This is a genomic window from Pseudomonas sp. Pseusp49 (assembly GCF_059491875.1).
The window spans coordinates 1,340,437-1,365,523 of sequence record NZ_CP168514.1 but is presented as its reverse complement, the minus strand read 5'-3'; the positions used below and the strand labels follow the sequence as shown (position 1 = coordinate 1,365,523).

General features: G+C 59.8%; 22 protein-coding genes. 13 read left to right on the top strand and 9 right to left on the bottom strand.

Translation table 11 applies throughout. The features are described from left to right. Positions 1–43 precede the first annotated feature (43 nt). The 3 genes from ccoM to ACEN83_RS05940 all read right to left on the bottom strand — a co-directional run bounded on the left by ccoM (position 44) and on the right by ACEN83_RS05940 (position 903). Entirely contained in the window at positions 44–154 is a 111-nt protein-coding gene (ccoM, locus tag ACEN83_RS05950) for a cytochrome c oxidase subunit CcoM (protein ID WP_007976669.1), read from the bottom strand. Between the two features lie 145 nt (positions 155–299). Next, positions 300–461 carry a hypothetical protein gene (locus tag ACEN83_RS05945; RefSeq protein WP_086776977.1) on the bottom strand — a complete coding sequence of 54 codons (162 nt, stop codon included), beginning with the start codon at positions 459–461 and terminating at the stop codon, positions 300–302. Between the two features lie 100 nt (positions 462–561). Further along, the gene (locus ACEN83_RS05940; RefSeq protein ID WP_495579756.1) at positions 562–903 is read right to left on the bottom strand and encodes an aspartate-semialdehyde dehydrogenase; all 342 of its coding nucleotides are present in this window, start codon (positions 901–903) and stop codon (positions 562–564) included. 218 nt (positions 904–1,121) lie between these two features. On the opposite strand from ACEN83_RS05940, the gene rapA reads away from it, so the two are divergent. Then, on the top strand, positions 1,122–3,968 hold the full coding sequence (gene rapA / locus ACEN83_RS05935) for an RNA polymerase-associated protein RapA (RefSeq protein ID WP_495579755.1): 2,847 nt from the start codon (positions 1,122–1,124) through the stop codon (positions 3,966–3,968). A 157-nt stretch (positions 3,969–4,125) separates the two neighbouring features. Here rapA and ACEN83_RS05930 read toward each other — a convergent pair whose 3' ends face one another. Then, positions 4,126–5,472, bottom strand: a complete 1,347-nt coding sequence (locus tag ACEN83_RS05930; RefSeq protein WP_495579754.1) for a spinster family MFS transporter — start codon at positions 5,470–5,472, stop codon at positions 4,126–4,128. Between the two features lie 268 nt (positions 5,473–5,740). Between ACEN83_RS05930 and ACEN83_RS05925 the strand changes: the two genes are divergently transcribed. Together ACEN83_RS05925 and ACEN83_RS05920 are read left to right on the top strand one after the other, a co-directional pair. Next, positions 5,741–6,106, top strand: coding sequence for a YkgJ family cysteine cluster protein (locus ACEN83_RS05925; protein WP_126049750.1), 366 nt, complete (start codon positions 5,741–5,743; stop codon positions 6,104–6,106). A gap of 146 nt (positions 6,107–6,252) precedes the next feature. Further along, positions 6,253–8,469 carry a putative bifunctional diguanylate cyclase/phosphodiesterase gene (locus tag ACEN83_RS05920; RefSeq protein ID WP_495579753.1) on the top strand — a complete coding sequence of 739 codons (2,217 nt, stop codon included), beginning with the start codon at positions 6,253–6,255 and terminating at the stop codon, positions 8,467–8,469. Here the strand turns inward: ACEN83_RS05920 and ACEN83_RS05915 are convergent. Then, positions 8,426–9,322 (bottom strand): NAD(P)-dependent oxidoreductase, encoded by an 897-nt coding sequence (locus ACEN83_RS05915; protein ID WP_495579752.1) that lies wholly within the window; start codon positions 9,320–9,322, stop codon positions 8,426–8,428. The two genes, ACEN83_RS05920 and ACEN83_RS05915, sit on opposite strands and share 44 nt — an antisense overlap. 196 nt (positions 9,323–9,518) lie before the next feature. Here ACEN83_RS05915 and ACEN83_RS05910 point away from each other — a divergent pair, with 196 nt between their 5' ends. Continuing rightward, positions 9,519–11,717 carry a hypothetical protein gene (locus ACEN83_RS05910; RefSeq protein WP_116580162.1) on the top strand — a complete coding sequence of 733 codons (2,199 nt, stop codon included), beginning with the start codon at positions 9,519–9,521 and terminating at the stop codon, positions 11,715–11,717. A gap of 283 nt (positions 11,718–12,000) precedes the next feature. On the opposite strand, the gene ACEN83_RS05905 is transcribed toward ACEN83_RS05910, so the two are convergent. Continuing rightward, positions 12,001–12,306 (bottom strand): DUF2288 domain-containing protein, encoded by a 306-nt coding sequence (locus tag ACEN83_RS05905; RefSeq protein WP_102674187.1) that lies wholly within the window; start codon positions 12,304–12,306, stop codon positions 12,001–12,003. Positions 12,307–12,656: 350 nt separating this feature from the next. Here ACEN83_RS05905 and ACEN83_RS05900 point away from each other — a divergent pair, with 350 nt between their 5' ends. From ACEN83_RS05900 to ACEN83_RS05880, 5 genes are all read left to right on the top strand, one after another. Continuing rightward, the gene (locus ACEN83_RS05900; RefSeq protein ID WP_495579751.1) at positions 12,657–13,784 is read left to right on the top strand and encodes a branched-chain amino acid ABC transporter substrate-binding protein; all 1,128 of its coding nucleotides are present in this window, start codon (positions 12,657–12,659) and stop codon (positions 13,782–13,784) included. A gap of 233 nt (positions 13,785–14,017) precedes the next feature. Further along, the gene (gene livH, locus ACEN83_RS05895) at positions 14,018–14,941 is read left to right on the top strand and encodes a high-affinity branched-chain amino acid ABC transporter permease LivH (RefSeq protein WP_007976647.1); all 924 of its coding nucleotides are present in this window, start codon (positions 14,018–14,020) and stop codon (positions 14,939–14,941) included. Beyond that, complete coding sequence (locus tag ACEN83_RS05890) at positions 14,938–16,194, top strand: high-affinity branched-chain amino acid ABC transporter permease LivM (RefSeq protein ID WP_007976646.1); 1,257 nt, start codon at positions 14,938–14,940, stop codon at positions 16,192–16,194. Before livH ends, ACEN83_RS05890 begins: the two co-directional genes overlap by 4 nt. Next, complete coding sequence (gene livG / locus ACEN83_RS05885; RefSeq protein WP_007976644.1) at positions 16,191–16,958, top strand: high-affinity branched-chain amino acid ABC transporter ATP-binding protein LivG; 768 nt, start codon at positions 16,191–16,193, stop codon at positions 16,956–16,958. Before ACEN83_RS05890 ends, livG begins: the two co-directional genes overlap by 4 nt. Then, positions 16,959–17,660 (top strand): ABC transporter ATP-binding protein, encoded by a 702-nt coding sequence (locus ACEN83_RS05880; protein WP_007976642.1) that lies wholly within the window; start codon positions 16,959–16,961, stop codon positions 17,658–17,660. Between the two features lie 162 nt (positions 17,661–17,822). On the opposite strand, the gene ACEN83_RS05875 is transcribed toward ACEN83_RS05880, so the two are convergent. Next, a complete protein-coding gene (locus ACEN83_RS05875; protein WP_495579750.1) occupies positions 17,823–18,731 on the bottom strand; it encodes a LysR family transcriptional regulator in 909 nt (302 codons plus the stop codon). 106 nt (positions 18,732–18,837) lie between these two features. On the opposite strand from ACEN83_RS05875, the gene ACEN83_RS05870 reads away from it, so the two are divergent. Then, complete coding sequence (locus ACEN83_RS05870; RefSeq protein WP_495579749.1) at positions 18,838–19,437, top strand: short chain dehydrogenase; 600 nt, start codon at positions 18,838–18,840, stop codon at positions 19,435–19,437. 12 nt (positions 19,438–19,449) lie between these two features. Here ACEN83_RS05870 and ACEN83_RS05865 read toward each other — a convergent pair whose 3' ends face one another. Then, positions 19,450–19,806 carry a hypothetical protein gene (locus tag ACEN83_RS05865; protein ID WP_495579748.1) on the bottom strand — a complete coding sequence of 119 codons (357 nt, stop codon included), beginning with the start codon at positions 19,804–19,806 and terminating at the stop codon, positions 19,450–19,452. 173 nt (positions 19,807–19,979) lie between these two features. On the opposite strand from ACEN83_RS05865, the gene ACEN83_RS05860 reads away from it, so the two are divergent. Together ACEN83_RS05860 and ACEN83_RS05855 are read left to right on the top strand one after the other, a co-directional pair. Continuing rightward, positions 19,980–20,648 (top strand): COG3650 family protein, encoded by a 669-nt coding sequence (locus tag ACEN83_RS05860; protein ID WP_495579747.1) that lies wholly within the window; start codon positions 19,980–19,982, stop codon positions 20,646–20,648. A gap of 95 nt (positions 20,649–20,743) precedes the next feature. Further along, positions 20,744–22,357, top strand: coding sequence for an NAD(P)/FAD-dependent oxidoreductase (locus tag ACEN83_RS05855; RefSeq protein ID WP_495579746.1), 1,614 nt, complete (start codon positions 20,744–20,746; stop codon positions 22,355–22,357). 109 nt (positions 22,358–22,466) lie between these two features. On the opposite strand, the gene ACEN83_RS05850 is transcribed toward ACEN83_RS05855, so the two are convergent. After that, positions 22,467–23,564, bottom strand: a complete 1,098-nt coding sequence (locus tag ACEN83_RS05850; RefSeq protein ID WP_178082416.1) for a PLP-dependent cysteine synthase family protein — start codon at positions 23,562–23,564, stop codon at positions 22,467–22,469. Between the two features lie 247 nt (positions 23,565–23,811). On the opposite strand from ACEN83_RS05850, the gene nhaA reads away from it, so the two are divergent. After that, positions 23,812–24,999 (top strand): Na+/H+ antiporter NhaA, encoded by a 1,188-nt coding sequence (gene nhaA, locus ACEN83_RS05845; protein WP_258684486.1) that lies wholly within the window; start codon positions 23,812–23,814, stop codon positions 24,997–24,999. Positions 25,000–25,087 lie beyond the last annotated feature (88 nt).

Here is a 25,087-nt window from a genome sequence, read left to right as displayed (position 1 = left end):
CCAAAATGCCTTGCGTGCTCATTACATCCAGAAAGAACTACGGTTACTTCCGCTTGTGCGAATCCTTCCAGATAAAAAGTCCGAACCCTGCAAAAAACACAAACATGAGGCTGACAGTCAGCACTCCGGCGATCACCACGTTGTCGAAAAACATGACGCGTCTCCTGCACTTGCCCTGTTGCGATAGAGCCAAGTTAACCAAACGGGCAGGAGAGAATATTGACCGGGATCAATGTCGCCCGAGACTGGGCAAGAGGAAGGGGAAAGTTTGACCCGCATCAATGAATGCGGGGGGAGGATCAGCGTTTTTTCGGTTTGTTTTTCGGCTTTTTCTTTACCTTGCCCAACGGCATGGCTTGTTCGAACGCCTGGCGAACTTCATTGAGCCGTTTGTCATTGAGGTCATGAACACGCTTGGCGCGTTCCGCGTTGAGGTCAATCAGTTTGTCGTCTTGGCTCATGGCAGTCAGTGCATCGCTTGAAATGAGTTTCAGCCGCCGTGGCGTTCGGCAACCCTGCGCCAATAATGCGGCCTGACGGCCGCGCTGACCAGCCGCGTGCTCAAATCTCGATGTCGACCCACAGCCCCTGGCGCGGTTGATCTTCCATCAACGGCGCCACCGGCACTGTGTTGTCGGCATTGAGTTCATCCCCGGGAATCGCCAGGTGCGCCTCGGGATCATGATCGGCCTCATGGCGACGCCCTTCCTGCTCCTGCCTGCGGCGCTGTTCCTCGCGCAGCAACAGCCCATCCTCTTCAGGATTGCGCTTTTGCAGGTCGATGGTGCTTTCACTGGAGCTTTCCTGCACCGGCACCACCGGTGGAATATCCGGGCGCTGGCGGATCGGATCAGTCTGTGAAGTGATCGGCACGGCACTCAAGGGGAGCATCGGTGGCAGCATGGTTTTCAGTCTCCTGTCAGCAAGGTTTCGGCTGCGGGGATGGCGACTTGAGCCATCTGTCGCAAACTGTGACTCAATTGGCACTCAATGGTGCAGTCAACGGCGATCCCTGCGCAGGTGGGCTAACGTAAGACTGTGAGTTTTTCTGAGAGTCCTTTGGCCCTGAAGCCCTCATTCCGTTAAGATAGCCCGCTTTTTCAAGGTGGGAGTCAGGCAGCATGGCGCAGCAGTATCAACCGGGGCAACGCTGGATCAGTGACAGCGAAGCCGAGCTGGGTTTAGGCACCGTTCTGGCACAGGACGGCCGCTTGTTGACCGTGCTCTACCCGGCCACTGGCGACACCCGCCAGTACGCGCTACGGAATGCGCCTCTGACCCGCGTGCGGTTTTCGCCGGGTGACTCCATCACTCACTTCGAAGGCTGGAAGCTGACCGTCCGCGAAGTCGATGACATTGATGGCCTGCTGGTTTACCACGGCCTCAACGGGCAGAACGAAGTAGTCACCCTGCCGGAAACCCAACTGTCGAACTTCATCCAGTTCCGCCTGGCCAGCGACCGTCTGTTCGCCGGCCAGATCGACCCGCTGGCCTGGTTCTCCCTGCGTTATCACACCCTGGAACACACCAGTCGCCAGTTGCAGTCCTCTCTCTGGGGCCTGGGCGGCGTGCGTGCGCAACCGATCGCGCACCAGTTGCACATTGCCCGCGAAGTCGCCGACCGTATCGCGCCGCGGGTTCTGCTGGCCGACGAAGTGGGCCTGGGTAAAACCATCGAAGCCGGCCTGGTGATCCATCGCCAGTTGCTCTCGGGCCGCGCCAGCCGTGTGCTGATCCTGGTTCCGGAGAACCTGCAGCACCAGTGGCTGGTCGAGATGCGTCGCCGCTTCAACCTGCAGGTCGCGCTGTTCGACGAAGAGCGCTTCATCGAAAGCGATGCCAGCAACCCGTTCGAAGACACCCAACTTGCGCTGGTAGCGCTTGAGTGGCTGGTGGACGACGAGAAAGCCCAGGACGCACTGTTCGCGGCGGGCTGGGATTTGATGGTGGTCGACGAGGCGCACCACCTGGTGTGGCACGAAGACCAGGTCAGCCCTGAATACTCGCTGGTCGAGCAACTCGCCGAAACCATTCCCGGCGTACTGCTGTTGACCGCCACCCCGGAACAACTGGGCCAGGACAGCCACTTCGCCCGTCTGCGCCTGCTCGACCCGAACCGTTTCCATGACTTGCAAGCCTTCCGCGCCGAGAGCGAAAACTATCGCCCGGTGGCCGAAGCCGTTCAGGAGTTGCTGGATCAGGGACGCCTGTCGCCGCAAGCCCACAAGACCATCCACGGTTTCCTCGGCAATGAAGGCGAAGCCCTGTTGGCCGCCGTCAACGATGGCGACACCGAAGCCAGCGCGCGCCTGGTGCGCGAATTGCTCGACCGTCACGGCACCGGCCGCGTGCTGTTCCGCAACACCCGCGCCGCCGTGCAGGGTTTCCCGGAGCGCAAACTGCACCCGTACCCGCTGCCGTGCCCGGACGAATATCTCGAACTGCCGCTGGGCGATCACGCCGAGCTGTACCCGGAAGTCAGCTTCCAGGCCCAGCCGGACGCCAGCGAAGAAGAGCGCTGGTGGAAATTCGACCCGCGCGTCGAGTGGCTGATCGATCAGTTGAAGATGCTCAAGCGCACCAAAGTGCTGGTGATCTGCGCCCACGCCGAAACCGCCATGGACCTGGAAGACGCCCTGCGCGTGCGTTCCGGCATCCCGGCCACGGTGTTCCATGAAGGCATGAACATCCTCGAGCGTGACCGCGCCGCCGCCTATTTCGCCGACGAAGAGTTTGGCGCGCAAGTGCTGATCTGCTCGGAAATCGGCAGTGAAGGCCGCAACTTCCAATTCTCCCATCACCTGGTGCTGTTCGACCTGCCGTCCCACCCGGACCTGCTGGAACAACGTATCGGTCGACTGGACCGGATCGGCCAGAAGCACATCATCGAACTGCACGTGCCGTACCTGGAAACCAGCCCGCAAGAGCGCCTGTTCCAGTGGTACCACGAAGCGCTGAACGCGTTCCTCAATACCTGCCCGACCGGCAACGCCTTGCAGCACCAGTTCGGCCCGCGCCTGCTGCCGCTGCTCGAAGAAGCCGACGATGGCGAGTGGCAAGCGCTGATCGACGAAGCCCGCACTGAGCGTGAGCGCCTGGAAGCCGAGCTGCACACCGGTCGTGACCGCTTGCTGGAGCTGAACTCCGGTGGCGCGGGCGAAGGCGATGCATTGGTGGAAGATATCCTTGAGCAGGACGATCAGTTCGCGCTGCCGATCTACATGGAAACCCTGTTTGACGCCTTTGGCATCGACAGCGAAGACCATTCGGAAAACGCCCTGATCCTCAAGCCGAGCGAAAAAATGCTCGACGCCAGCTTCCCGCTGGGTGACGACGAAGGCGTGACCATCACTTACGACCGCAACCAGGCGCTGTCTCGCGAAGACATGCAATTCATTACCTGGGAGCACCCGATGGTGCAGGGCGGCATGGATCTGGTGCTGTCCGGCTCCATGGGCAACACCGCCGTGGCGCTGATCAAGAACAAGGCGCTGAAGCCGGGCACCGTGTTGCTGGAACTGCTGTACGTCAGCGAAGTGGTTGCCCCGCGCTCGCTGCAACTGGGCCGCTACCTGCCGCCGGCTGCCCTGCGCTGCCTGCTCGATACCAACGGCAACGACCTGTCCGCCCGCGTGTCGTTCGAAACCCTGAACGACCAGCTCGAAAGCGTGCCGCGCGCCAGCGCCAACAAGTTCATCCAGGCCCAGCGCGACCAGTTGACGCCACGGATCAACGCCGGTGAAGCGAAGATCCTGCCGCGCCACACTGAACGTGTCGCCGAGGCGCAACGTCGCCTGGCCGCCGATACCGACGAAGAACTGGCGCGCCTGACCGCCTTGCAAGCGGTCAACCCGACCGTGCGCGACAGCGAACTGGTGGCTCTGCGCAAACAACGCGAGCAAGGCCTGGCCATGCTCGACAAGGCTGCGCTGCGACTGGAAGCGATTCGGGTGTTGGTGGCGGGTTAACAACCCTCCTCCACCGCTATAAAAAGAAGGCCCGCAGCGATGCGGGCCTTTTGTTTTGGATCAACATCAAAAGATCGCAGCCTTCGGCAGCTCCTACATTAGGTCGGCGTACACCTGTAGGAGCTGCCGAAGGCTGCGATCTTTTGATCTTTACACCTTATGCCGTCACCGCCTCTATCTGCGGATCAACCGCCACCAACCCCTCCTTCATCCGCTTGGCATCGCGCACAAAACACTGCGAAGCCAGGAACAGAAACACCACGGTAAGCAACAGCGCCACCGGAATCAGGTACATCGCGTCATGCAGGCCAACCGCCTTGAACGCTTCGGTCATCTGCTCGGCGCCAGCGGCGAGCATCGCCGTGTGGGCGAAGTGATCGGACAAGGCTCCGACCACCACCGGCCCCAGGCCACCGCCCAACAGGTACAAGCCGGCAAAGAACAGCGCCATGGCCGTCGCCCGCAAGCGCGGTTCGACCACGTCCTGAATCGCCGTGTAGACGCAGGTGTAGAAGTTGTAGGCGAACAGCCAGCCGACACTGAATACGGCGACGAACACACCGATCTCGATTCGCCCGGAATGCAGCGCCCATGCGGTGCAGATCGTCGAAATCACCAGACTGAAGGCGGCAAACAATAGCCGCCCGTTGGCGACCCGCTGGTGAATCTTGTCCGCGATCCAGCCACCGAGGGTCAGGCCGACCAAACCGGTCACACCGACAATAACCCCGGTCGCCACTGCGGCTTCCTGCAACGGCATGAGGAAGTAGCGTTGCAGCATCGGCACCAGAAACGAATTGCAGGCATAGGTGGCGAAGTTGAAACACAGGCCCGCCATCACCAGCCACAGGAAGGTTGGTACGGCCAGTACCCGACGGATCGGTCGATCGATCTTTGCCTGCGACACCTGAACGCTCTCGGCGGCACCGCGTTTCGGTTCCCTGATGAAAAACATGAAGATCGCCAGGATCAACCCCGGCACCGCCGCGATAAAGAACGGCGCGCGCCAGCTATCGAAGGCCTTGACCATCGCACCGATGGTGAAGAACGCCAGCAACAGCCCCAACGGCAGCCCCAGCATGAAGATGCCCATGGCCCGTGCCCGGCGGTGCGCCGGAAACAAGTCGCCGATCAGCGAGTTGGCGGCTGGCGCGTAACTGGCCTCGCCGATGCCGACGCCCATGCGCACGATCAGGAAGCTCCAGAAACTGCCCACCATGCCGTTGACGGCCGTCAACCCGCTCCACACCGCGAGCCCCCAGCCCATCAGCTTGCTGCGCGAGCCGGTATCGGCCATGCGCCCCAGCGGCAAGCCGGCAATGGCGTAGACGATGGTGAATGCCGTACCGATGATCCCCAACTGGAAATCACTGAGGTGCCACTCCATGCGAATGGGCTCGATGATGATGGCCGGGATGGTGCGGTCGAAAAAATTGAACAGGTTGGCCAGGAACAACAGGAACAGGATGCGCCAGGCATTGGCCGCTTGGGTCGAGTTCTGCATGGGTCCGTCTCTTTTATTGTTTTTGGGGCGTCACTGCCCCCGGACTTTGCAATCTAGACAGGCCGGCCACACCTGTCTTTCATTATTCGCCAGGCTGATACCTGTCCATGGTGCACAACCTGTGGGAGCTTTCGCAGGACGGGTATTTCGCAGCTCGTCCGGCCGATGAAAAATACCTCTCGCCCCCCCTTCCCAAGCCGTTGCCGAAGCCTAGAATAGCGGCCTTGATTCCCCCCTGTGTCTCCACTCCTCCTTACGATAATCGCCCATGTCCGAAGCCAGTCCGTGTCTGAATTGCGGTGCCTGCTGTTCTCATTTTCGCGTGTCATTTTTCTGGGGTGAGTGCGCCTCGTCCGGGGGGACGGTACCCGATGAGCTTGTCGAGCAGATCAGCCCCAGCCGGGTCGCGATGATCGGCACCGGCTGCAAACCCGTGCGCTGCACCAGCCTGGTTGGAGAGGTGGGCAGTACGGTGCAGTGCTCGATTTACGAAAAACGCTCCAGCACCTGCCGGGAGTTCGATGCTTCATGGGTTGATGGCCAGGCCAATCCCGATTGCGACGCGGCCCGTGCCGCATTCGGCTTGCCGGCCCTGCAACCGGTGTTCGAGACGCCTCAGAAGCAAATCGCCTGAGTAATAGCACCAATCGCTATTAGATTAATGTCAAAATATTTGGCACCAATGTGCCACTACCGCTTGCGCTCCATCCATGCCCTCTATACTCCATGACATTCGCTGGCGCTCTTGCACCGGCCCGAGGGATAACGATGGGGCATGCTATGGAGTGGCTTGGTCTGCATTTCATTACCGAGCTACCAGAGAGTGGGCAGGTCATACTCAATTGCACACATGACCCTTTTCTGGTGCTGCTGGCTTATCTGGTCGCCTGTGTCGGCTGTTTCGCGACACTGGACATGGCCGAACGGGTGGCCCACGCGGAAAAAACCGCGTCCCAAACGCGCTGGCGCTGGGTGGGCAGCGGCTGCCTGGCGGGCGGTATCTGGGCCATGCACTTCGTCGGGATGCTGGCTTTCCAGGCGCCTGTCGACCTTCACTATCAACTGCCCGTCACGGTGTTCTCGCTAACCATCGCGCTGCTCGCTGCGTGGCTGGCCATGCATACCCTCAGCCTTCCCGATCTGAGCTTTCGACAGTGCCTCAAGGCTTCGATCGGGATCGGCCTGGGTATCGCGACCATGCATTACGTGGGCATGACGGCGATGCACTCCAGTGCCGCAGTCTATTACCATCCAGGTCTGTTCGCCCTTTCCATCGCGATCGCGATCGGTGCCGCGCTGGCAGCCCTGTTGCTAGCCTGGTATCTGCGCAACGGCGCCGGCATGCTGCATCAGCTTTTCAAATACTGCGCCAGCCTGCTGCTCGGGGCAGGCATCCTCAGCATGCACCTCACCGCCATGGCCGCCTTGAATCTGGTGTTGCCCAACGACAGCCTGCCAGTGCAAACCGGCGAACACAGCCATATGCAACTGGCGTTGACCGTGACGGTCATGACCCTGCTGATCATCGGGAGCAGCATCAGCGCGGCACTGGCGGACAAGAAACTGCAACACAAGGACCACGACCTGCAGCGGGTCAACTCCCTGCTCAGCCAACTGGACCAGGCGCGCATGTCGCTGCAGCAGGTGGCGCACTACGATGCGCTGACCAACCTGATCAACCGTCGCGGGTTCAACCAGATCTTCGCCGAAAAACTCATCGAGAAAACCAACGAAGGCGGGATGCTGGCAGTCCTGTTCCTGGACATCGACCATTTCAAGCGGATCAACGACAGCCTTGGCCACGACGCCGGAGACGAACTGCTCAAAGTGCTTGCCGCACACATCAAGAGCTCGGTTCGCAGTCACGAGGATGTGGTCGCACGCTTTGGCGGCGACGAGTTCTGCCTGCTCATCGACCTGCATGATCGTGACGAAGCGCGACAGTTGGCCCAACGCATCATGCTGAAAATGAAGGACCCCATCGAGCTGGCCGGCAGGCGCATGGTGATGACCACCAGCATCGGTATCAGCCTGTTTCCGGAAGACGGCAAGACGTGTGAGGAACTGTTGAAGAACGCCGACCTCGCGCTGTATCAGTCCAAGGGCAGCGGCCGCAACGGGTTGAATTTTTTCAGTGCCAACCTGAAAACCCGCGCCACCCTCGAGCTGCAACTGGAAGAAGAGTTGCGCCACGCCCTGCGTGAGGACACCGGCCTGATGCTCTATTACCAGCCGATCTATGACCTCAAGACTGGTCAGGTCAGCAAGCTCGAAGCCTTGATCCGCTGGCAACATCCGGTCCACGGATTCCTCGTGCCGGATCGTTTTATCGCCATCGCCGAGGCCAATGGCCTGATCGCCGAGCTGGACAACTGGGTGCTGCGCAAGGCCTGCGAAGATCTGGGCGAGCTGTCGCGCCAAGGCTGTGCAGACCTCAAGATCGCCGTGAACTGTTCGCCCCTGAACCTGGCGCGCGAAGAACTGGCCGATGAGATCGAGTACGCGTTACGGGCCGCCGGTGTCGAGCCCCACCGGCTGGAACTGGAAGTCACCGAAAACGCCTTGATGGGCAATATCGCCAACACACTGGTGTTGCTGCGGCAGATACGCGCCCTCGGCGTATCGCTGTCGATCGATGACTTCGGCACCGGTTATTCATCCCTGGCCTACCTCAAGCGCTTGCCGCTCAACACGCTGAAAATCGACCGTTCGTTCATCCAGGACATTCCCAAGGCGACCCAGGACATGGAGATTGTCCAGGCCATTATCGTCATGGCCCATACCCTGCAACTGCAAGTGGTCACCGAAGGGGTCGAAACCTTCGAGCAATACCAATTCCTGGAAGAGCATGGCTGTGACTTCGTTCAGGGCTATTTGCTCAGTCGGCCAGTGCCACTGACCGAGTTACTCCCGGTGCTGAACGAAATCAACCAGCGCAAGCACACCTACACGGTCACGGCGCTGAGTCTGGCTCACGGTACATCTGCACTAATGTAGACGGGTCCTTTTCAAGGAAACCCTGACTCCCGTGAAGGCGCATCAATTGCGCGGCCAGACCGGTGATCGGTGTCGACGAGCCCTGCTCACGGGAAAACTTCACCGCGGCATCCAGATCCTTGAGCAAGGTGCGCACGTGCCACTTGACCGGTTCGAAACGGTTTTCAGCCATCTGCGGGGCCAGGAACTGCAAGGGCCTGGAATCGGCAAAGCCGCCGGCCAGCGCTTCGGCGATCAGGCTTGCATCAACCCCGGAGCGCTCCGCCAACGCGACCACTTCAGCGATCACCAATGCATTGCAGGCAACGATCATCTGATTGCACGCCTTGGTCACCTGCCCCGCCCCGACACCGCCCATGTGTGTCACACGTTGCCCCAGGCTCAACAGGACAGGCCGGACCCGTTCCAGATCCTGTGCGCCACCGCCGACCATGATTGCCAGGCTTCCCGCTTCTGCACCGACCACGCCACCGGACACCGGCGTGTCGAGCCAGCCCATGCCGGTTCTGCCGGCGAGGTCTGCGGCCATCTCCCGCGTTGCGGTAGGCTCCAGGCTGGAAAAGTCCACCAGCAGCTGGCCTTTTCTTGCCCCCTCGACAATGCCCGCCGGACCAAACACTACCTCGCGCACGACCGCCGTATCCGCCAGGCACAACATCACCACGTCAGCGTGCTGGCACAGTTCGGCCGGGCTGGCGACCTGGCGTGCGCCAGCCTCGACCAGAGGTTTGCACTTGTCCGGATTGCGATTCCATACCGCCAGCGGATACCCCGCGGCCAGCAGTCGCCGGCACATCGGCAACCCCATCAGGCCGATCCCGGCAAACCCCAGCGAAGGTAGTGTTGACATCATTTAGCCTCCTTTTGATTAAAGATCGCCAAATACTGGCCGATTCATCATGACTTGGGAAAGGATTCCCCCCGAGCAATGCTCAGGCCAACGACCAAGGCATGGTCCAGGTGCGCGCTGAAAAAAGACGCGATTCCACTCCGTGACGGGTCGACGACAGAGAGTCGGCCAACCAATCAGCCCAGGTAGATGGCGAACAATGACTTCTAAAAACAACCCGGCCACTGCGGTAACCGATCTGACGTTGAGCCCCGCGGCCAACAGCCCGTCATCACCGAAGCCATTGATTCAATCCCGCCCGTTGGCGACCCAGCAATACCTCTACTTCACCGAAACCAACACCGACCGTATCCTCGATAACCTCGACGGCCTGCGCGACATGGTGTTCCCGCGACCACCGCATCCGGAAGGCGACAGCGAACAACACAGCGACCAGGAATTCCCCTCGGTGTGCCTGATCGGCCTGGGCCGCTGCGGCTCGAACATTGCGCTGGACGTGGCAGAGCTGGTGTATAACGCCCGCAAGTTCTACCTCAACGAATTCAACAACGAAGATCGCCTGTCACCGGACAAGCGTTTTGCCGAAAAGGGCTACAGCCCGGCCCAGTGGATCCGCAACAACCTGCGCCTGGGCCAGAACAAGAACACCAAACCGGTGTTTCTGGTCGAGCCGCTGGTGATGCTCGGCGACCTGGACAAGGACATCGCCGGACGCATCCGTTTCTCACGCAAGGGCGAGAAAAGCGGCTTCCTGCGCGACTACAGCAAAATGAAAATCATGGACTTGTCGGAAGTCCACGCCGGTGGCGCCGGTAACGCGCCGATCCTCGGCCAGTACCTGGCCAAGATCATCCTGAACAAGGACACCCAGCGTTTCTCCAGCCCAGACTGGAAAATGATTCACTCGTACCTGATCGACAGCTGCGGCATCAAGGCCAACCAGTCGCGCCTGTATTTCTCGATCTTCAGTGCCGGCGGCGGTACCGGTTCGGGCATGGCCTCGGAGTTCGGCCTGGCCCAGCAGCACTCGTACATGAACAAGACGTTCGACACCAAACCGATGGACGAGCACGACAGCAAGAGCGGCCACTCCTTCGTCTTCGAACCGATCTTTACCAGCGGCATCTGTGTACTGCCGAACATTTCCGATCACCGCAGTGAAATGTCCGAGGCCCTGCACATCAACGCCGGCCGCCTGCTGTGCAAATACCTGTCGGAAGAGTGGGACTTCTCCTACAACTTCGCCAACGAAGACAGCAGCGAAGCCAGCGTCATGGGCCGCATCCGCCCATGGAACGCGATGATGCTGATTTCCAACGACATCATGCGTTACGCCGAAGAGAACGATGACGGCAATATCCAGAACATTGATGTCAATGCCATGGAAAAGCACGCCAACCAGTACATCTCGCAGCAGATATTCAACATTCTGACGGCTCAGGCAGTTACCACCGACTACGACCAGAACTACTTCCGTCGGGCCGGCATCGACATCGGCGAAACCATTCGCCTGGACGCCAACGACCTGTTCATGAGCCTGGCCGGCCCGGTGGCGATTGCCTATGCCGAGTCCGTGGTGCCGGAAACCCCGCCGCCAAGCAGCGACAAGTTCAAGGTGTTCGAGAAAGAGCCGGCGCGCCTGAACATCGACGACCTGTTTTTCCGGTCGATCGACCTGCCGCACTTCAACAAGGTCACCCAGGCCATCGAAGGCATCAGCCTGTTGCCGATCGAGTCCAAGCGCTATCGCGCGTCGCTGGAGCAGTACAAGAACTCGGGTTACGACGCGGCGGCCCTGCACGACCTGCACTTCTTCAAGAATTGCTCGTCGGTGGTGTCGATTGTTTCCTTGCCGAAGGACTACAAGCTGTCCTACATGGACCTGAACCGGTTGAAGACCCACCTCAACAGCCTGTTCCCCAACACCACGCTCAAGCGCTACGCGCTGGTGATCGGTGCCTCGGCCAACCTGTCCCTGACCACCCTGATCGCCAAGAGCCCGTGCCTGTCGGACGATTTCCTGACGCTGATCGTAGCCTTTATCAAACGCTGCTTTGCGAAGCCTGCCTACCGTTTCGACGAAACCCTGGACAACTCGATCCTGGACTTCATCGTCCAGGAAGAATTCGACGAAGGCCGTATCGACGACTTGCTCAATGAATTCGAGAACCCGGCGAAGATCCTCGATACCAACTGGTACGCGATCAAGCCGATGTACGAGAAGAAATATCGCGAGCTGATCAACGACAAGGACAAATTCGTCTCGATCAACGACATCCGTCTGTCGCGCGATTGCGTGAAGAAAGCGATCAAGTACCTGCGCGAGATCTATCGTCACCGCATTGGCAAGACCAAGGTTATTTCGCTGAATAACCATACGGGCAAGACCGCTTACTAAGCGTCGCCCCATTCGCGAGCAAGCCCGCTCCCACATTCGACTGCATTCCTTCTGGAAGAACACGGTTAAATGTGGGAGCGGGCTTGCTCGCGAAGGCGGCCTTGAATTCACCACTAATCAACATTCAGAAACAATTGAGCAGCCGTTCAACTGCTCTCCCAACTGTTCCCGTTACGTTTACGTCACCGTGAGGCTGTGGCCTTTCTCTACGGCAACATGCCATCACGCTACTCGGCTACACACTTTCCTGCGGAAAAGGCGCGCACCAAGCCGGTGCATGCTTTTAAACCTGCGCCCTTTCCTGGATCAGAATCCACGGCGAAACAACCACCGCCCACAACTGCGGATCACGTTCAAAAAGATCCAGCGCCCGCGTTTCAGACAGCTTGGCGAGCTTGTCGGCAGCCAGCCAGGCAGCCACTTTCTCCCCTTCATCCTGGGCCACGGCCTCGGCGGCGGCGATCAGATCCAGGCCAGGATCGACCCACAATAGGGCACCCTTGGCAAAGAACGGCTCCAACTCTTTCCAGGTAATAGATGCGGTTTCACCAAGCAGTTTGGCATAGAGGGTGCTAGGTTCTTGATTCATGGGACTGTCCGGAAAAGAAATCGACGCAGATGATAACGTCGGTGGACTGGCAGAAAAACCCGGTTGCAATTGAGTGACCGAAATGAAAAGCGCAGGAAAGCCAGGGAATGCACTGAATACGGCTATAAGCCCCTCAACGCCCCGCCGCAATTCTGTCTTTTTCTTTCAATAAAGCGACACTTGCAGGTTTTGCCCCTCGGCGCTGCCTTCCCAGGCTGACAATCGGCGCTCTACACTGTACCGGTACAGTTGCCGAGGGGCTTTTCCGGGGAATGTCGTAGATATCTGACCCGGTTCTGCTGCTTTCGGCGCCAGGACTATAAAAACTACAACAGTAAGAGTGGAGCACTATGACTAAGGCTACTAAGCAGATTTCCAAACTGTTTGCCGCTATGGTTCTGGCCGGGGTTGCCAGCCATTCGTTCGCAGCTGACACCATCAAGATCGGCATCGCCGGCCCTAAAACCGGTCCTGTAGCCCAATACGGCGACATGCAGTTCAGCGGCGCCAAAATGGCCATTGAACAGATCAACGCCAAAGGCGGCGTAGACGGCAAGAAACTCGAAGCCGTTGAATACGATGACGCCTGTGATCCAAAACAAGCGGTAGCGGTCGCGAACAAAGTCGTCAACGACGGCGTCAAGTTCGTGGTTGGCCACCTGTGCTCCAGCTCCACTCAACCGGCTTCGGACATCTACGAAGACGAAGGCGTGATCATGATCACCCCGGCCGCCACCAGCCCGGACATCACCAATCGTGGTTACAAAATGGTGTTCCGCACCATCGGTCTGGACAGCGCCCAGGGCCCTGCCGCCGGTAACTACATCGCCGACTTCGTCAAACCGAAAATCGTTGCTGTCCTGCACGACAAACAGCAGTACGGTGAAGGCATCGCCACCGCCGTGAAGAAAACTCTGGAAGGCAAAGGCGTAAAAGTCGCCGTGTTCGAAGGCGTCAATGCCGGCGACAAAGACTTCTCCTCGATGATCGCCAAGCTCAAGCAAGCCAACGTCGACTTCGTCTACTACGGCGGCTACCACCCAGAGCTGGGTCTGATCCTGCGTCAATCCCAGGAAAAAGGCCTGAAAGCCAGGTTCATGGGTCCGGAAGGCGTGGGTAACGACTCCATTTCGCAGATCGCCAAGGACGCTTCCGAAGGCCTGCTGGTAACCCTGCCGAAATCCTTCGACCAGGATCCGGCCAACATTGCCCTGGCTGACGCGTTCAAGGCCAAGAAAGAAGACCCGAGCGGTCCGTTCGTGTTCCCGGCCTACTCGGCTGTGGAAGTGATCGCCGAAGGCATCAAGGCTGCCAAGTCCGAAGACTCCGCCAAAGTGGCTGAAGCCATCCACAAAGGCACCTTCAAGACCCCGACCGGCGACCTGAGCTTCGACGAGAAAGGCGACCTGAAAGACTTCAAATTCGTGGTTTACGAGTGGCACTTCGGCAAACCAAAAACTGAAGCCAAGCCTCAGTAAGGCGTTGCCTGACTGACTGCCAATAAAGCCCACGGCGTGCCGTGGGCTTTGTTTTACGAACGTACTTGGGCCGCGCTGGCGTGATCCGCCAGTCTCCCCACCTGAAAATCTCAAAACCGTCATCAGCGGTTCGCTGGCAAACCCCGAATTCGAAGTGGATGCAGATCCACGGGGCTCGGGCGGGAAAATGACTCCACCAGTGAAATGCGTATCAGGTTTTTAGGAGCGCTGTAATGCCTGACATCTATCACTTTTTCCAACAGCTGGTTAATGGCATGACCATTGGCAGCACGTATGCCCTGATCGCCATCGGCTATACGATGGTCTACGGCATCATTGGAATGATCAACTTCGCCCACGGCGAGGTGTACATGATCGGCTCCTACGTGGCGTTCATCGCCATCGCCGGGCTGGCCATGCTGGGCCTCGACAGCGTTCCGCTGTTGATGACCGCCGCTTTCCTTGCAACCATCGTTGTCACCAGTGCCTATGGCTACAGCATCGAACGGATCGCCTACCGCCCCTTGCGCGGCAGCAACCGTCTGATCCCGCTGATCTCCGCCATCGGCATGTCGATCTTCCTGCAGAACACCGTTCTGCTGGCGCAAGACTCCAAGGACAAATCCATCCCCAACCTGATTCCGGGCAATATTGCCTTTGGGCCAGGTGGCGCACATGAAGTGCTGATTTCCTACATGCAAATCGTGGTGTTCGTGGTGACCCTGGTCGCCATGCTCGGCCTGACGCTGTTCATCTCCCGCTCTCGTCTGGGCCGCGCCTGCCGCGCCTGCGCCGAAGACATCAAGATGGCCAACCTGCTGGGTATCAACACCAACAACATCATCGCCCTGACCTTCGTCATCGGTGCCGCGCTGGCGGCCATCGCCGCCGTGCTGCTGAGCATGCAATACGGCGTGATCAACCCGAACGCCGGTTTCCTCGTCGGCCTCAAGGCCTTCACCGCAGCGGTACTGGGCGGTATCGGCAGCATTCCGGGCGCCATGCTCGGCGGGCTCGTCTTGGGTGTGGCGGAAGCCTTTGGTGCCGATATCTTCGGCGACCAGTACAAGGACGTCGTGGCGTTCGGCCTGCTGGTTCTGGTGCTGTTGTTCCGGCCAACCGGCCTGCTGGGCCGTCCGGAGGTTGAGAAGGTATGACTAGGAATCTTAAACAGGCGCTGTTCAGCGCCTTGCTGGTGTGGGCCGTGGCCTACCCGGTACTCGGTCTGAAGCTGACCATCGTCGGCATCAACCTCGAAGTTCATGGCACCAGCGACGCCACCCTGATCACCATCGCGGTGTGTTCGGTGCTGATGTTCCTGCGTGTGCTGTTCGACCAGCAGATCAGCTCGGCCTGGCGTTCGTCGCCAAGCATGCCGCTGATTCCGGCCAAGGCCAGCAACTTCCTGACCCTGCCGACCACGCAACGCTGGATCATCATCGCGCTGATCGCCGGCGCCCTGGTCTGGCCGTTCTTCGGCTCCCGCGGTGCGGTGGATATCGCAACCCTGGTGTTGATCTACGTGATGCTCGGCCTCGGCCTGAACATCGTGGTCGGCCTGGCGGGCCTGCTCGACCTCGGTTACGTCGGTTTCTATGCCGTCGGCGCCTACAGCTACGCGCTGCTGTCGCACTACTACGGCCTGAGCTTCTGGATCTGCCTGCCGATTGCCGGCCTGATGGCGGCCACCTTCGGCTTCCTGCTAGGTTTCCCGGTACTGCGCTTGCGCGGTGACTACCTGGCGATCGTGACCCTGGGCTTCGGTGAAATCATTCGTCTGTTCCTGCGCAACCTGACCGGCCTCACTGGCGGTCCGAACGGCATCAGCAACATCGAGAAACCGACGTTCTTCGGCCTGACCTTTGAACGCAAGGCCGCGGAAGGCCTGCAAACCTTCCATGAGTACTTCGGTCTGGAATACAACTCGATCAACAAGGTGATTTTCCTTTACCTCGTTGCGCTGTTCCTGGCACTGGCTGCACTGTTCGTCATCAACCGTTTGCTGCGCATGCCGTTGGGCCGTGCCTGGGAAGCGTTGCGTGAAGACGAGATCGCCTGCCGTGCGCTGGGCCTGAACCCGACCATCATCAAGTTGTCGGCCTTCACCCTGGGTGCGAGCTTCGCCGGTTTCGCCGGCAGTTTCTTCGCCGCTCGCCAGGGCCTGGTGACGCCGGAGTCCTTCACCTTCATCGAGTCGGCGATCATCCTCGCCATCGTGGTGCTCGGTGGCATGGGCTCGCAACTGGGCGTGATCCTCGCTGCCGTGGTGATGATCCTGCTGCCGGAAATGATGCGTGAGTTCAGTGAGTACCGCATGTTGATGTTCGGTGCCTTGATGGTACTGATGATGATCTGGCGCCCTCAGGGTCTGCTGCCCATGCAACGTCCTCACATGGAGCTGCGCAAATGAGCCGCGAGATCCTGAAAGTAGAAAACCTGAGCATGCGCTTCGGCGGCTTGCTGGCGGTCAATGGCGTGGCCTTGAGCGTGAAAGAGAAACAAGTGGTGGCATTGATCGGCCCTAACGGCGCCGGCAAGACCACCGTGTTCAACTGCCTGACCGGCTTCTACAAGCCGAGCGGCGGCAGCATCCTGCTGGACGGCGAGCCGATCGAAGGCCTGCCGGGTCACAAGATCGCCCTCAAAGGCGTGGTGCGCACCTTCCAGAACGTACGGTTGTTCAAGGACATGACCGCGGTCGAGAACCTCTTGATCGCCCAGCACCGTCACCTGAACACCAACTTCCTGTCCGGCCTGTTCAAGACTCCGTCGTTCCGCAAGAGCGAGCGCGAGGCCATGGAATACGCCGAGTACTGGCTGGACAAGGTCAATCTGCGTGAGTTCGCCAACCGTCCGGCCGGCACCCTGGCCTACGGTCAGCAACGTCGCCTGGAAATCGCCCGCTGCATGATGACCCGTCCGCGGATCCTCATGCTCGACGAACCGGCCGCCGGCCTGAACCCGAAGGAAACCGAAGACCTCAAGGCGCTGATCAGCGTGCTGCGTGAAGAGCACAACGTGACCGTCCTGCTGATCGAACACGACATGAAACTGGTCATGAGCATTTCCGACCACATCGTCGTGATCAACCAGGGTACGCCCCTGGCCAACGGCACGCCGGAACAGATCCGCGACAATCCTGAAGTGATCAAAGCCTACCTGGGGGAAGCGTAAATGCTGCAGTTCGAAAACGTTTCCACCTTCTACGGCAAGATCCAGGCCCTGCACAGCGTGAACGTCGAAGTCCGCCAGGGCGAGATCGTGACCCTGATCGGCGCCAACGGTGCCGGCAAGTCCACGCTGCTGATGACGCTTTGCGGTTCGCCGCGGGCCCACAGCGGCAGCATCCGCTACATGGGTGAGGAACTGGTCGGCCAGGACTCTTCACAGATCATGCGCAAGAGCATTGCCGTGGTGCCGGAAGGTCGTCGGGTGTTTTCCCGGCTGACCGTGGAAGAAAACCTGTCGATGGGCGGTTTCTTCACCGCCAAAGGCGACTATCAGGAACAGATGGACAAGGTCCTCGGACTTTTCCCACGCCTGAAAGAGCGCTTCAACCAGCGCGGCGGCACCATGTCCGGCGGCGAACAGCAAATGCTCGCCATCGGCCGTGCCCTGATGAGCAAGCCCAAGCTGTTGCTGCTCGACGAGCCGTCGCTGGGTCTGGCACCGATCATCATCCAGCAGATCTTCGACATCATCGAACAGCTGCGCAAGGATGGTGTGACGGTGTTCCTGGTCGAGCAGAACGCCAACCAGGCGCTGAAAATCGCTGACCGCGCCTACGTTCTGGAGAACGGCCGGGTAGTGATGACAGGCACTGGTGAAGCGCTGCTGACCGATCCGAAAGTGCGTGAAGCGTACCTCGGTGGCTAAGCCTTTGCGGTAAAACAAAAAACGGCCTTTGCAGGCCGTTTTTTTATGCCTGCAAATACGATCCTTGTAGGAGCTGCCGCAGGCTGCGATCTTTTGACTTTGACCTTTTAAGATCAAAAGATCGCAGCCTGCGGCAGCTCCTACAAGGGTCCGTGTGTGGGTTCAAAGTCGATCCAGCGCTTCCCCACTGCGCTTGAACCAGCCGATCAAATAATCCGCCAGCACCTGCGTACGCTTGGGCAATCCACCCTGATAAGGATGCACCAGGTACATCGGCATGCTGCGGGTCTGATAGTCGCGCAGCAGCCATCGCAAACGCCCGTCCGCCAGCTCCGCTGGCAAACAGTAGGACGGCAGGCGCGCAATACCGGCGCCAACCAGTGCGGCTTTCTTCAACAGGTTGTAGTGGTTGCTGGCAAACGGCCCCGACACCCGCACCCGCAACAACTCATGCTGCTGGTGATACAGCCATTCTTCGCGGCCGCTGTAATGGCTGTTGAGCAGGCAGCGATGTTCGGCCAGCGCCTGGGGTGTTTGCGGTTCACCGTATTGCTCCAGATAAGCCGGGCTGGCACAGGTCAGTTCCTGCCACGCCAGCAATGGGCGCGCGACCAGCCTCTGGTCAAGGGCCACGTCAGAGCGGATCGCCAGGTCGAATCCGTCCCGGGACAATTCGCGGTAGCTGTTGTTGAGCTCCAGCTCGATCTGCACCTGGGGATACTTTGTCGAGAACTCCAGCAACAGACCATCGAAGAAGGTTTCCCCGAGCGACACCGGTACCGTCATCCGCACCGGGCCGGCCATGTCGTCCTTCAAACGCGCCAGGGCCTGACGTGCCCGCTCGACTTGCACCACCAGCGCCTGTGCCTGGGGCAACAACGCAGCGCCAGCGGCGGTCAGGCTCAAGCGGCGAGTGGTACGTTGCAACAGCACCACGGAAAACTGCGCTTCCAGCTGGCTGATGCGCTTGGACAACTGGCCTTTGCTGCAACCGAGCTGCTGCGCCGCCAGGGTGAAACTTCCCGCTTCGATCAATACGGCGAACGCGGCCAGGTCATCCATCTCGCTCATGGATTGTTTCCATTTGAAAACCAAAGGTTGCCTATTAGCGCGCTTATCTACAAAAAAAACCACCCTACACTGATACCTCGTTCAACCCATACGAGGATCAACCCCCATGAAAATTCTTTTGATCGGCGCAAACGGCACCATCGGTTCGGCAGTCGACAAGGAACTGTCGCAACGCCACGAAATCATCCGGATTGGCCGCAACAGCGGCGACTTTCAGGTGGACATCAGCGACAGCGCCTCGATTCGCAAACTGTTCGACCAGACAGGCAAATTCGATGCCCTGGTGTGTGCCGCTGGCAACGTGACCTTCGCACCGCTGAGCGAGATGACCGAAGAAAGCTTTGCCCTGGGCCTGAAAGACAAGCTCATGGGTCAGGTCAATTTGCTGTTGATCGGCCGCGACTTCGCCAATGACGGTGCGTCGTTCACCTTCACTACCGGCGTACTCAGCCACGACCCGATTCGCAGTGGCGCCTCGGCGGCACTGGTCAACGGTGCACTGGACAGCTTCGTTCGCGCCGCCGCCATCGAACTGCCGCGCGGTCTGCGGGTGAACTCGATCAGCCCCAACGTCCTGGTCGAAGCCATGGGCAAATACGCGCCGTACTTCCGAGGCTTCAAGCCCGTGCCTGCGGCGGATGTGGCCTTGGCCTACGCCAAAAGCGTGGAAGGCCTGCAGACAGGTCAGACCTTTCACGTAGGCTGAGCCGGTTCAAGCTCAATCAACCAAGGTGGGCAATAGGTCTTTGGCGATGGCTTTCGGGATAAACACCTGGAACTTCGCGCCCAAGGCCGATTGCACCGTCGCCGTAGTAAGCTTCCAGCCATTGATCGACAGCGTCAATTTCTGGCCTATCGATTCATGGGTAATGCGCGTCATACGCTCAGCTGCTTCAGGACTGAGCGTGACATTCATTTCATATCCCGAATGAAGCCTGTCGCTGTCCTTCAACAGCAACTCCATCCGGGTGAAGTCGGTTGCCGAAGACAAATTGATCTCGGCAGCGTGACTGCCCGTGGCTCCCGTCATCACCATCAGAAACAACCCGATCTTCCAGCCCATTGCCTGTTTCATATCCGCCTCCTGCAAAAAAGCGGCAGCTTACCTTTGGCTTCCTGACACTCGGCATTGGAATAATTCACAAGATGTTGCCGCAAATCGCCCTTCCCTTTGCCAGAGCCCCACTCCAGCCTTGTGATGAACGGTCAGCCTGAGTAACGTGGCAGCACTTGTCAGGAGACCCCAAGATGCGTGTTGCCCGTTCCTTAGTCCTCGTTGCCCTGCTTCCGCTGTTCGCCGCTTGCCAGTTGTTCGAAGGTGAGCGGCAGAACGCCTCCCATGTCGGCCAGACACGCATGCAAGGCCAGTTGACCGCGGCGGACGGCAAACTGCTGTTCCAGCCGTGCAACCAGTCGGCGCGCTACGTGGTCAACGACACCGGCGGTACCAGCGTCCTGCAGCAGGCCGCCAGCCTGGCGGACAAACAGGGCAAGCTGTTCGCCGACGTGCGCGGGCGGGTTGTGGCCGGCAGCGGTGGTGACGGCCAGCTCGATCTGGAGCAGTTGTACCGCGTCGAGCGCTCGGGCAACGCGTGTGAGGATCCGAATTTCAAGCTGCTGATCCTGCGCGCCGCCGGCCATACCCCGGAGTGGAGCGTGAAAGTCAGCGGCAAAGGCATGGTCCTCGACCGGGCCGGCCAGCCGCCGTTGGCCGTGCCTTACGTCGAAGAGCAACTGGGCGATGGCCGTTTCAACCTCAGCACCGAAGCCAACAACCAGCACATTGAACTGTGGGTTGCACCGCAACGCTGCGTCGACAGCAGCACCGGCAGCATCCAGCACATGAGCGCCGAGCTGCGCATCGACGGCCAGGTACAGCACGGCTGCGGGTATTTCGGCGGATCGCGCGACGACTGATCGTTTAAGCCTCACGGGCCTGGGCCTTTGCGGCTTATAATCGCGGGTTTCAAACGCCCTGGCGCAGTTGTGCGCCCCGCGAACCGGATCCCGCCATGTTACGAATCACCGAACTCAAGTTGCCGATCGACCATCCCGATGATGACCTGCGCCCTGCCATCGTGCAACGCTTGGGGATCGCCAGCGATGACCTGCTCGACTTCACCTTGTTCAAGCGCAGCTACGATGCGCGTAAAAAGTCCTCCGAGCTGTGCTTCATCTACACCATCGACCTTGAAGTTCGCGACGAGGCGGCGGTGCTGCACAGGTTCGCCGATGACCGTAACGTCAACGTGGCGCCGGATGTCAGCTATAAAATGGTTGGCCAGGCACCGGCCGACCTGAGCGCACGTCCGATCGTCGTCGGCTTCGGTCCGTGCGGGATTTTCGCCGGGCTGCTGCTGGCGCAAATGGGTTTCAAGCCGATCATCCTCGAACGTGGCACCGAAGTCCGCCAGCGCACCAAGGACACCTGGGGCCTGTGGCGCAAAAGCGTGCTCAACCCGGAATCCAACGTGCAATTCGGCGAAGGCGGCGCAGGGACATTCTCCGACGGCAAACTGTACAGCCAGATCAAGGACCCGAAGTTCCTCGGTCGCAAGGTCCTGCACGAGTTCGTCAAGGCCGGCGCACCGGAAGAAATCCTCTACGTCAGCAAGCCGCACATCGGTACATTCCGCCTGACCGGCGTGGTGGAAAACATGCGTGAGCAGATTCGCGCCCTGGGCGGCGAAGTGCGCTTCCAGCAGCGTGTCACCGACGTGCTGATCGACGATGGCCAACTGGTCGGCGTCGAGCTCAATGGCGGCGAACAGATCCATTCGAAGCATGTGATCCTGGCCCTCGGCCACAGTGCACGCGACACCTTCCGCATGCTCCACGGCCGTGGTGTGTACATGGAGGCCAAGCCTTTCTCGGTGGGTTTCCGCATCGAGCACCCGCAGTCGCTGATCGACCGCGCGCGGCTGGGCAAGTACGCCGGGCACCCGAAACTCGGCGCCGCCGACTACAAACTGGTGCACCACGCCAAGAACGGCCGTTCGGTCTACAGCTTCTGCATGTGCCCAGGCGGCACCGTGGTGGCGGCGACGTCCGAGCCGAATCGCGTGGTCACCAATGGCATGAGCCAGTACTCGCGAAACGAGCGCAATGCCAACTCCGGAATCGTTGTCGGCATCACGCCGGAAGTCGATTATCCGGGCGGCCCGCTGGCCGGTATCGAACTGCAGGAACGCCTGGAATCCCACGCCTTTGTGCTGGGCGGCAGCAACTACGAAGCCCCGGCGCAACTGGTCGGCGATTTTATCGCGGGCAAACCGTCCACCGAATTGGGCAGCGTCGAACCGTCCTACAAGCCTGGCGTTGCCCTGGGTGATCTGGCGCTGGCACTGCCGGCGTTCGCCATCGAAGCGATTCGCGAAGCCTTGCCGGCATTCGAGAAGCAGATTCGCGGTTACTCGCTGCACGACGCGGTGTTGACCGGCATCGAGACCCGCACCTCCTCGCCGCTGCGTATTACCCGCAATGAGTCGATGCAGAGCCTGAACGTGAAAGGCTTGTTCCCGGCCGGTGAAGGTGCCGGTTATGCGGGCGGGATTCTGTCGGCGGGTGTGGACGGGATTCGGATCGCCGAGGCTGTGGCTCGGGATATCCTTGGCCTTGAGGTTTAAGGTTTAAGGTTTAAGGTTTAAAGCAAAAGATCGCAGCCTTCGGCAGCTCCTACAGGATTTACACCATCCTTTGTAGGAGCTGCCGAAGGCTGCGATCTTTTCATTTGTGTCAGATATTGGCGCGCAGCACGCTCGCGGGCAGCGGCTCACCCCGCTCTACCGTCGCCGCGACCGAAGCCATCAAACCACTCAACTCATAGCCCTGGGCCTTGAGCCACTGCGGATCGTAATAGGTCGTGGCGTAGCGTTCGCCGCTGTCACACAGAATCGCCACCATCGACCCCATCTCCCCTGCCGCTTTCATGTGCTGAGCGGCCATCAGGGCGCCGATCAGGTTGGTCCCGCTCGACCCGCCCACATGGCGTCCCAGGCGCTCCGCCAGGTAGTGCATGGCCGCCAGTGACAGGGCATCCGGCACCTTGACCATGGCGTCGATCACCTTGGGCAGAAACGATGCTTCCACACGCGGCCGGCCGATGCCCTCGATCCGCGAACCGTGGTCCAGTCGCAGGCTGGCATCGCCGGTCTGGTAGTAATCGAAGAACACCGAGCGCTCGGCATCGGCACAGAGTACACGGGTGCAATGCTGGCGATATCGCACGTATCGACCCAGTGTGGCCGTGGTGCCGCCGGTACCGGGGCTGGAAATCAGCCAGCTCGGCTCGGGATGCTGCTCGAATCGCATCTGCTGAAAAATCGACTCGGCAATGTTGTTGTTCGCTCGCCAGTCGGTGGCGCGCTCGGCGTAGGTGAACTGATCGATGAAGTGCCCGTCGTGCTCACGAGCCAGGCGCTCGGACTCGGCGTAAATCTGGGTCGGGTCGTCGACCAGATGACTTTGGCCACCGTAGAAGGCGATCTGCGCGATCTTTTCCTTTGAGGTCGTTGCCGGCATCACCGCAATGAACGGCAAACCCAGCATGCGCGCAAAGTACGCCTCGGAGATCGCCGTGGATCCGCTGGAAGCCTCAATGACCGGCGCACCGGGTTTGAGCCAGCCGTTACACAGCGCATACAGGAACAGCGAACGGGCCAGACGGTGCTTGAGGCTGCCCGTGGGGTGGCTGGACTCATCCTTGAAATACAACTCGATGCCCGGAAAGCCCGGGAGCGGCAAGGGGATCAAGTGGGTGTCGGCGCTGCGCTGGAAATCGGCTTCGATGATCCGGATCGCCTCGCGGGACCACTGTCGGTTGTCGCTCATGATGGTTTTCTCGTTGAATCGGGCAGGAGTTGGCCTTTGTACGAGGCCCATCCAACAAGCTTAGGAAAAATCCTGCATCCGGCACAGGTACAGCTGAGATCCAATACGCCAGACAACTGCTAGGCTCAGCTCGCTGGCAACGGATCACTCTGTAACGGTATATAACAAAAAAGAATATAACTTTTGTTTTAACAACTAACGGTACTTGTTAGGGTGTAACACCTTTTGAATTCACAGATGGAGAGCGACCTTGCCTCTGCGTAGCACTTTCACGCGTTTCTTTCAGTTGGAAGCTGCCAGCGGTCTGTTACTGATCGCCGCTGCCGTTCTGGCTCTGATCATCAACAACTCACCGCTGTCGTGGCTGTACAACGGCCTGCTGGACACTCCTGTGGTGGCCCAGATCGGCGCACTGAAAATCGCCAAGCCGTTGCTGCTATGGATCAACGATGGCCTGATGGCGCTGTTCTTCCTGCTGATCGGCCTGGAAGTGAAGCGCGAAGTCCTCGACGGCCAGTTGTCCAAACCGTCGCAAATCGTCCTGCCCGGCGCGGCGGCCATTGGCGGCATGGTGGTGCCGGCGCTGATCTACTGGTACCTCAACCGCGACACGCCACCGGCCCTCAACGGCTGGGCGATCCCGACCGCAACCGACATTGCCTTCGCCCTTGGCGTGCTGGCGTTGCTTGGCAAACGGGTTCCGGTCTCGCTGAAACTGTTCCTGATGACCCTGGCGATCATCGACGACCTCGGCGCGATCATCATCATTGCGATCTTCTATTCCGGTGCCCTGTCGACCCTGTCCCTGGCGCTGGCCGCCGCCTGCATTGCGGCGCTGATCGGGATGAACCGGCTTGGCGTAGTCAAGCTCGGGCCGTACATGATCATTGGCCTGATCCTCTGGGTCTGCGTACTCAAGAGCGGTGTCCACGCCACACTGGCCGGCGTAACCCTGGCCTTCTGCATTCCGCTGCGCACAAAAAATGCCGAACCTTCGCCACTGCTGACTCTGGAACACGCCCTGCACCCGTGGGTCGCCTACGGCATCCTGCCGCTGTTCGCCTTCGCCAACGCCGGCCTGTCCCTGAGCGGCGTCACCGTCGAAAGCTTCACCCATCACGTTCCCATGGGCATCGCCATCGGGCTGCTGCTGGGCAAGACTGTGGGTGTCTTCGGCCTGACCTGGCTGGCCGTGAAAACCGGTATCGCCGCCCTGCCCCAAGGCGCCAATTGGGGCCAGATACTGGGCGTGGCGATTCTCTGCGGCATTGGTTTCACCATGAGTCTGTTCGTCGGTTCACTGGCCTTCGAGCCGGGCGTGAGTGATTTCGCCGGAATGGACCGCATGGGAATCCTGACCGGTTCGATTCTCGCCGCGCTGATCGGTTATGCGGTGACCGCGATGGCGAGTCGCAAGCGTGAGTTGCAAACCGCATAATCTTGAATCGCTTCATCAGTATGTCGGGAAAAAGAGGGAGCTATTGGCAAATGCCTGTCAGTTAAGCCCCGGACATTGTGGGAGCGAG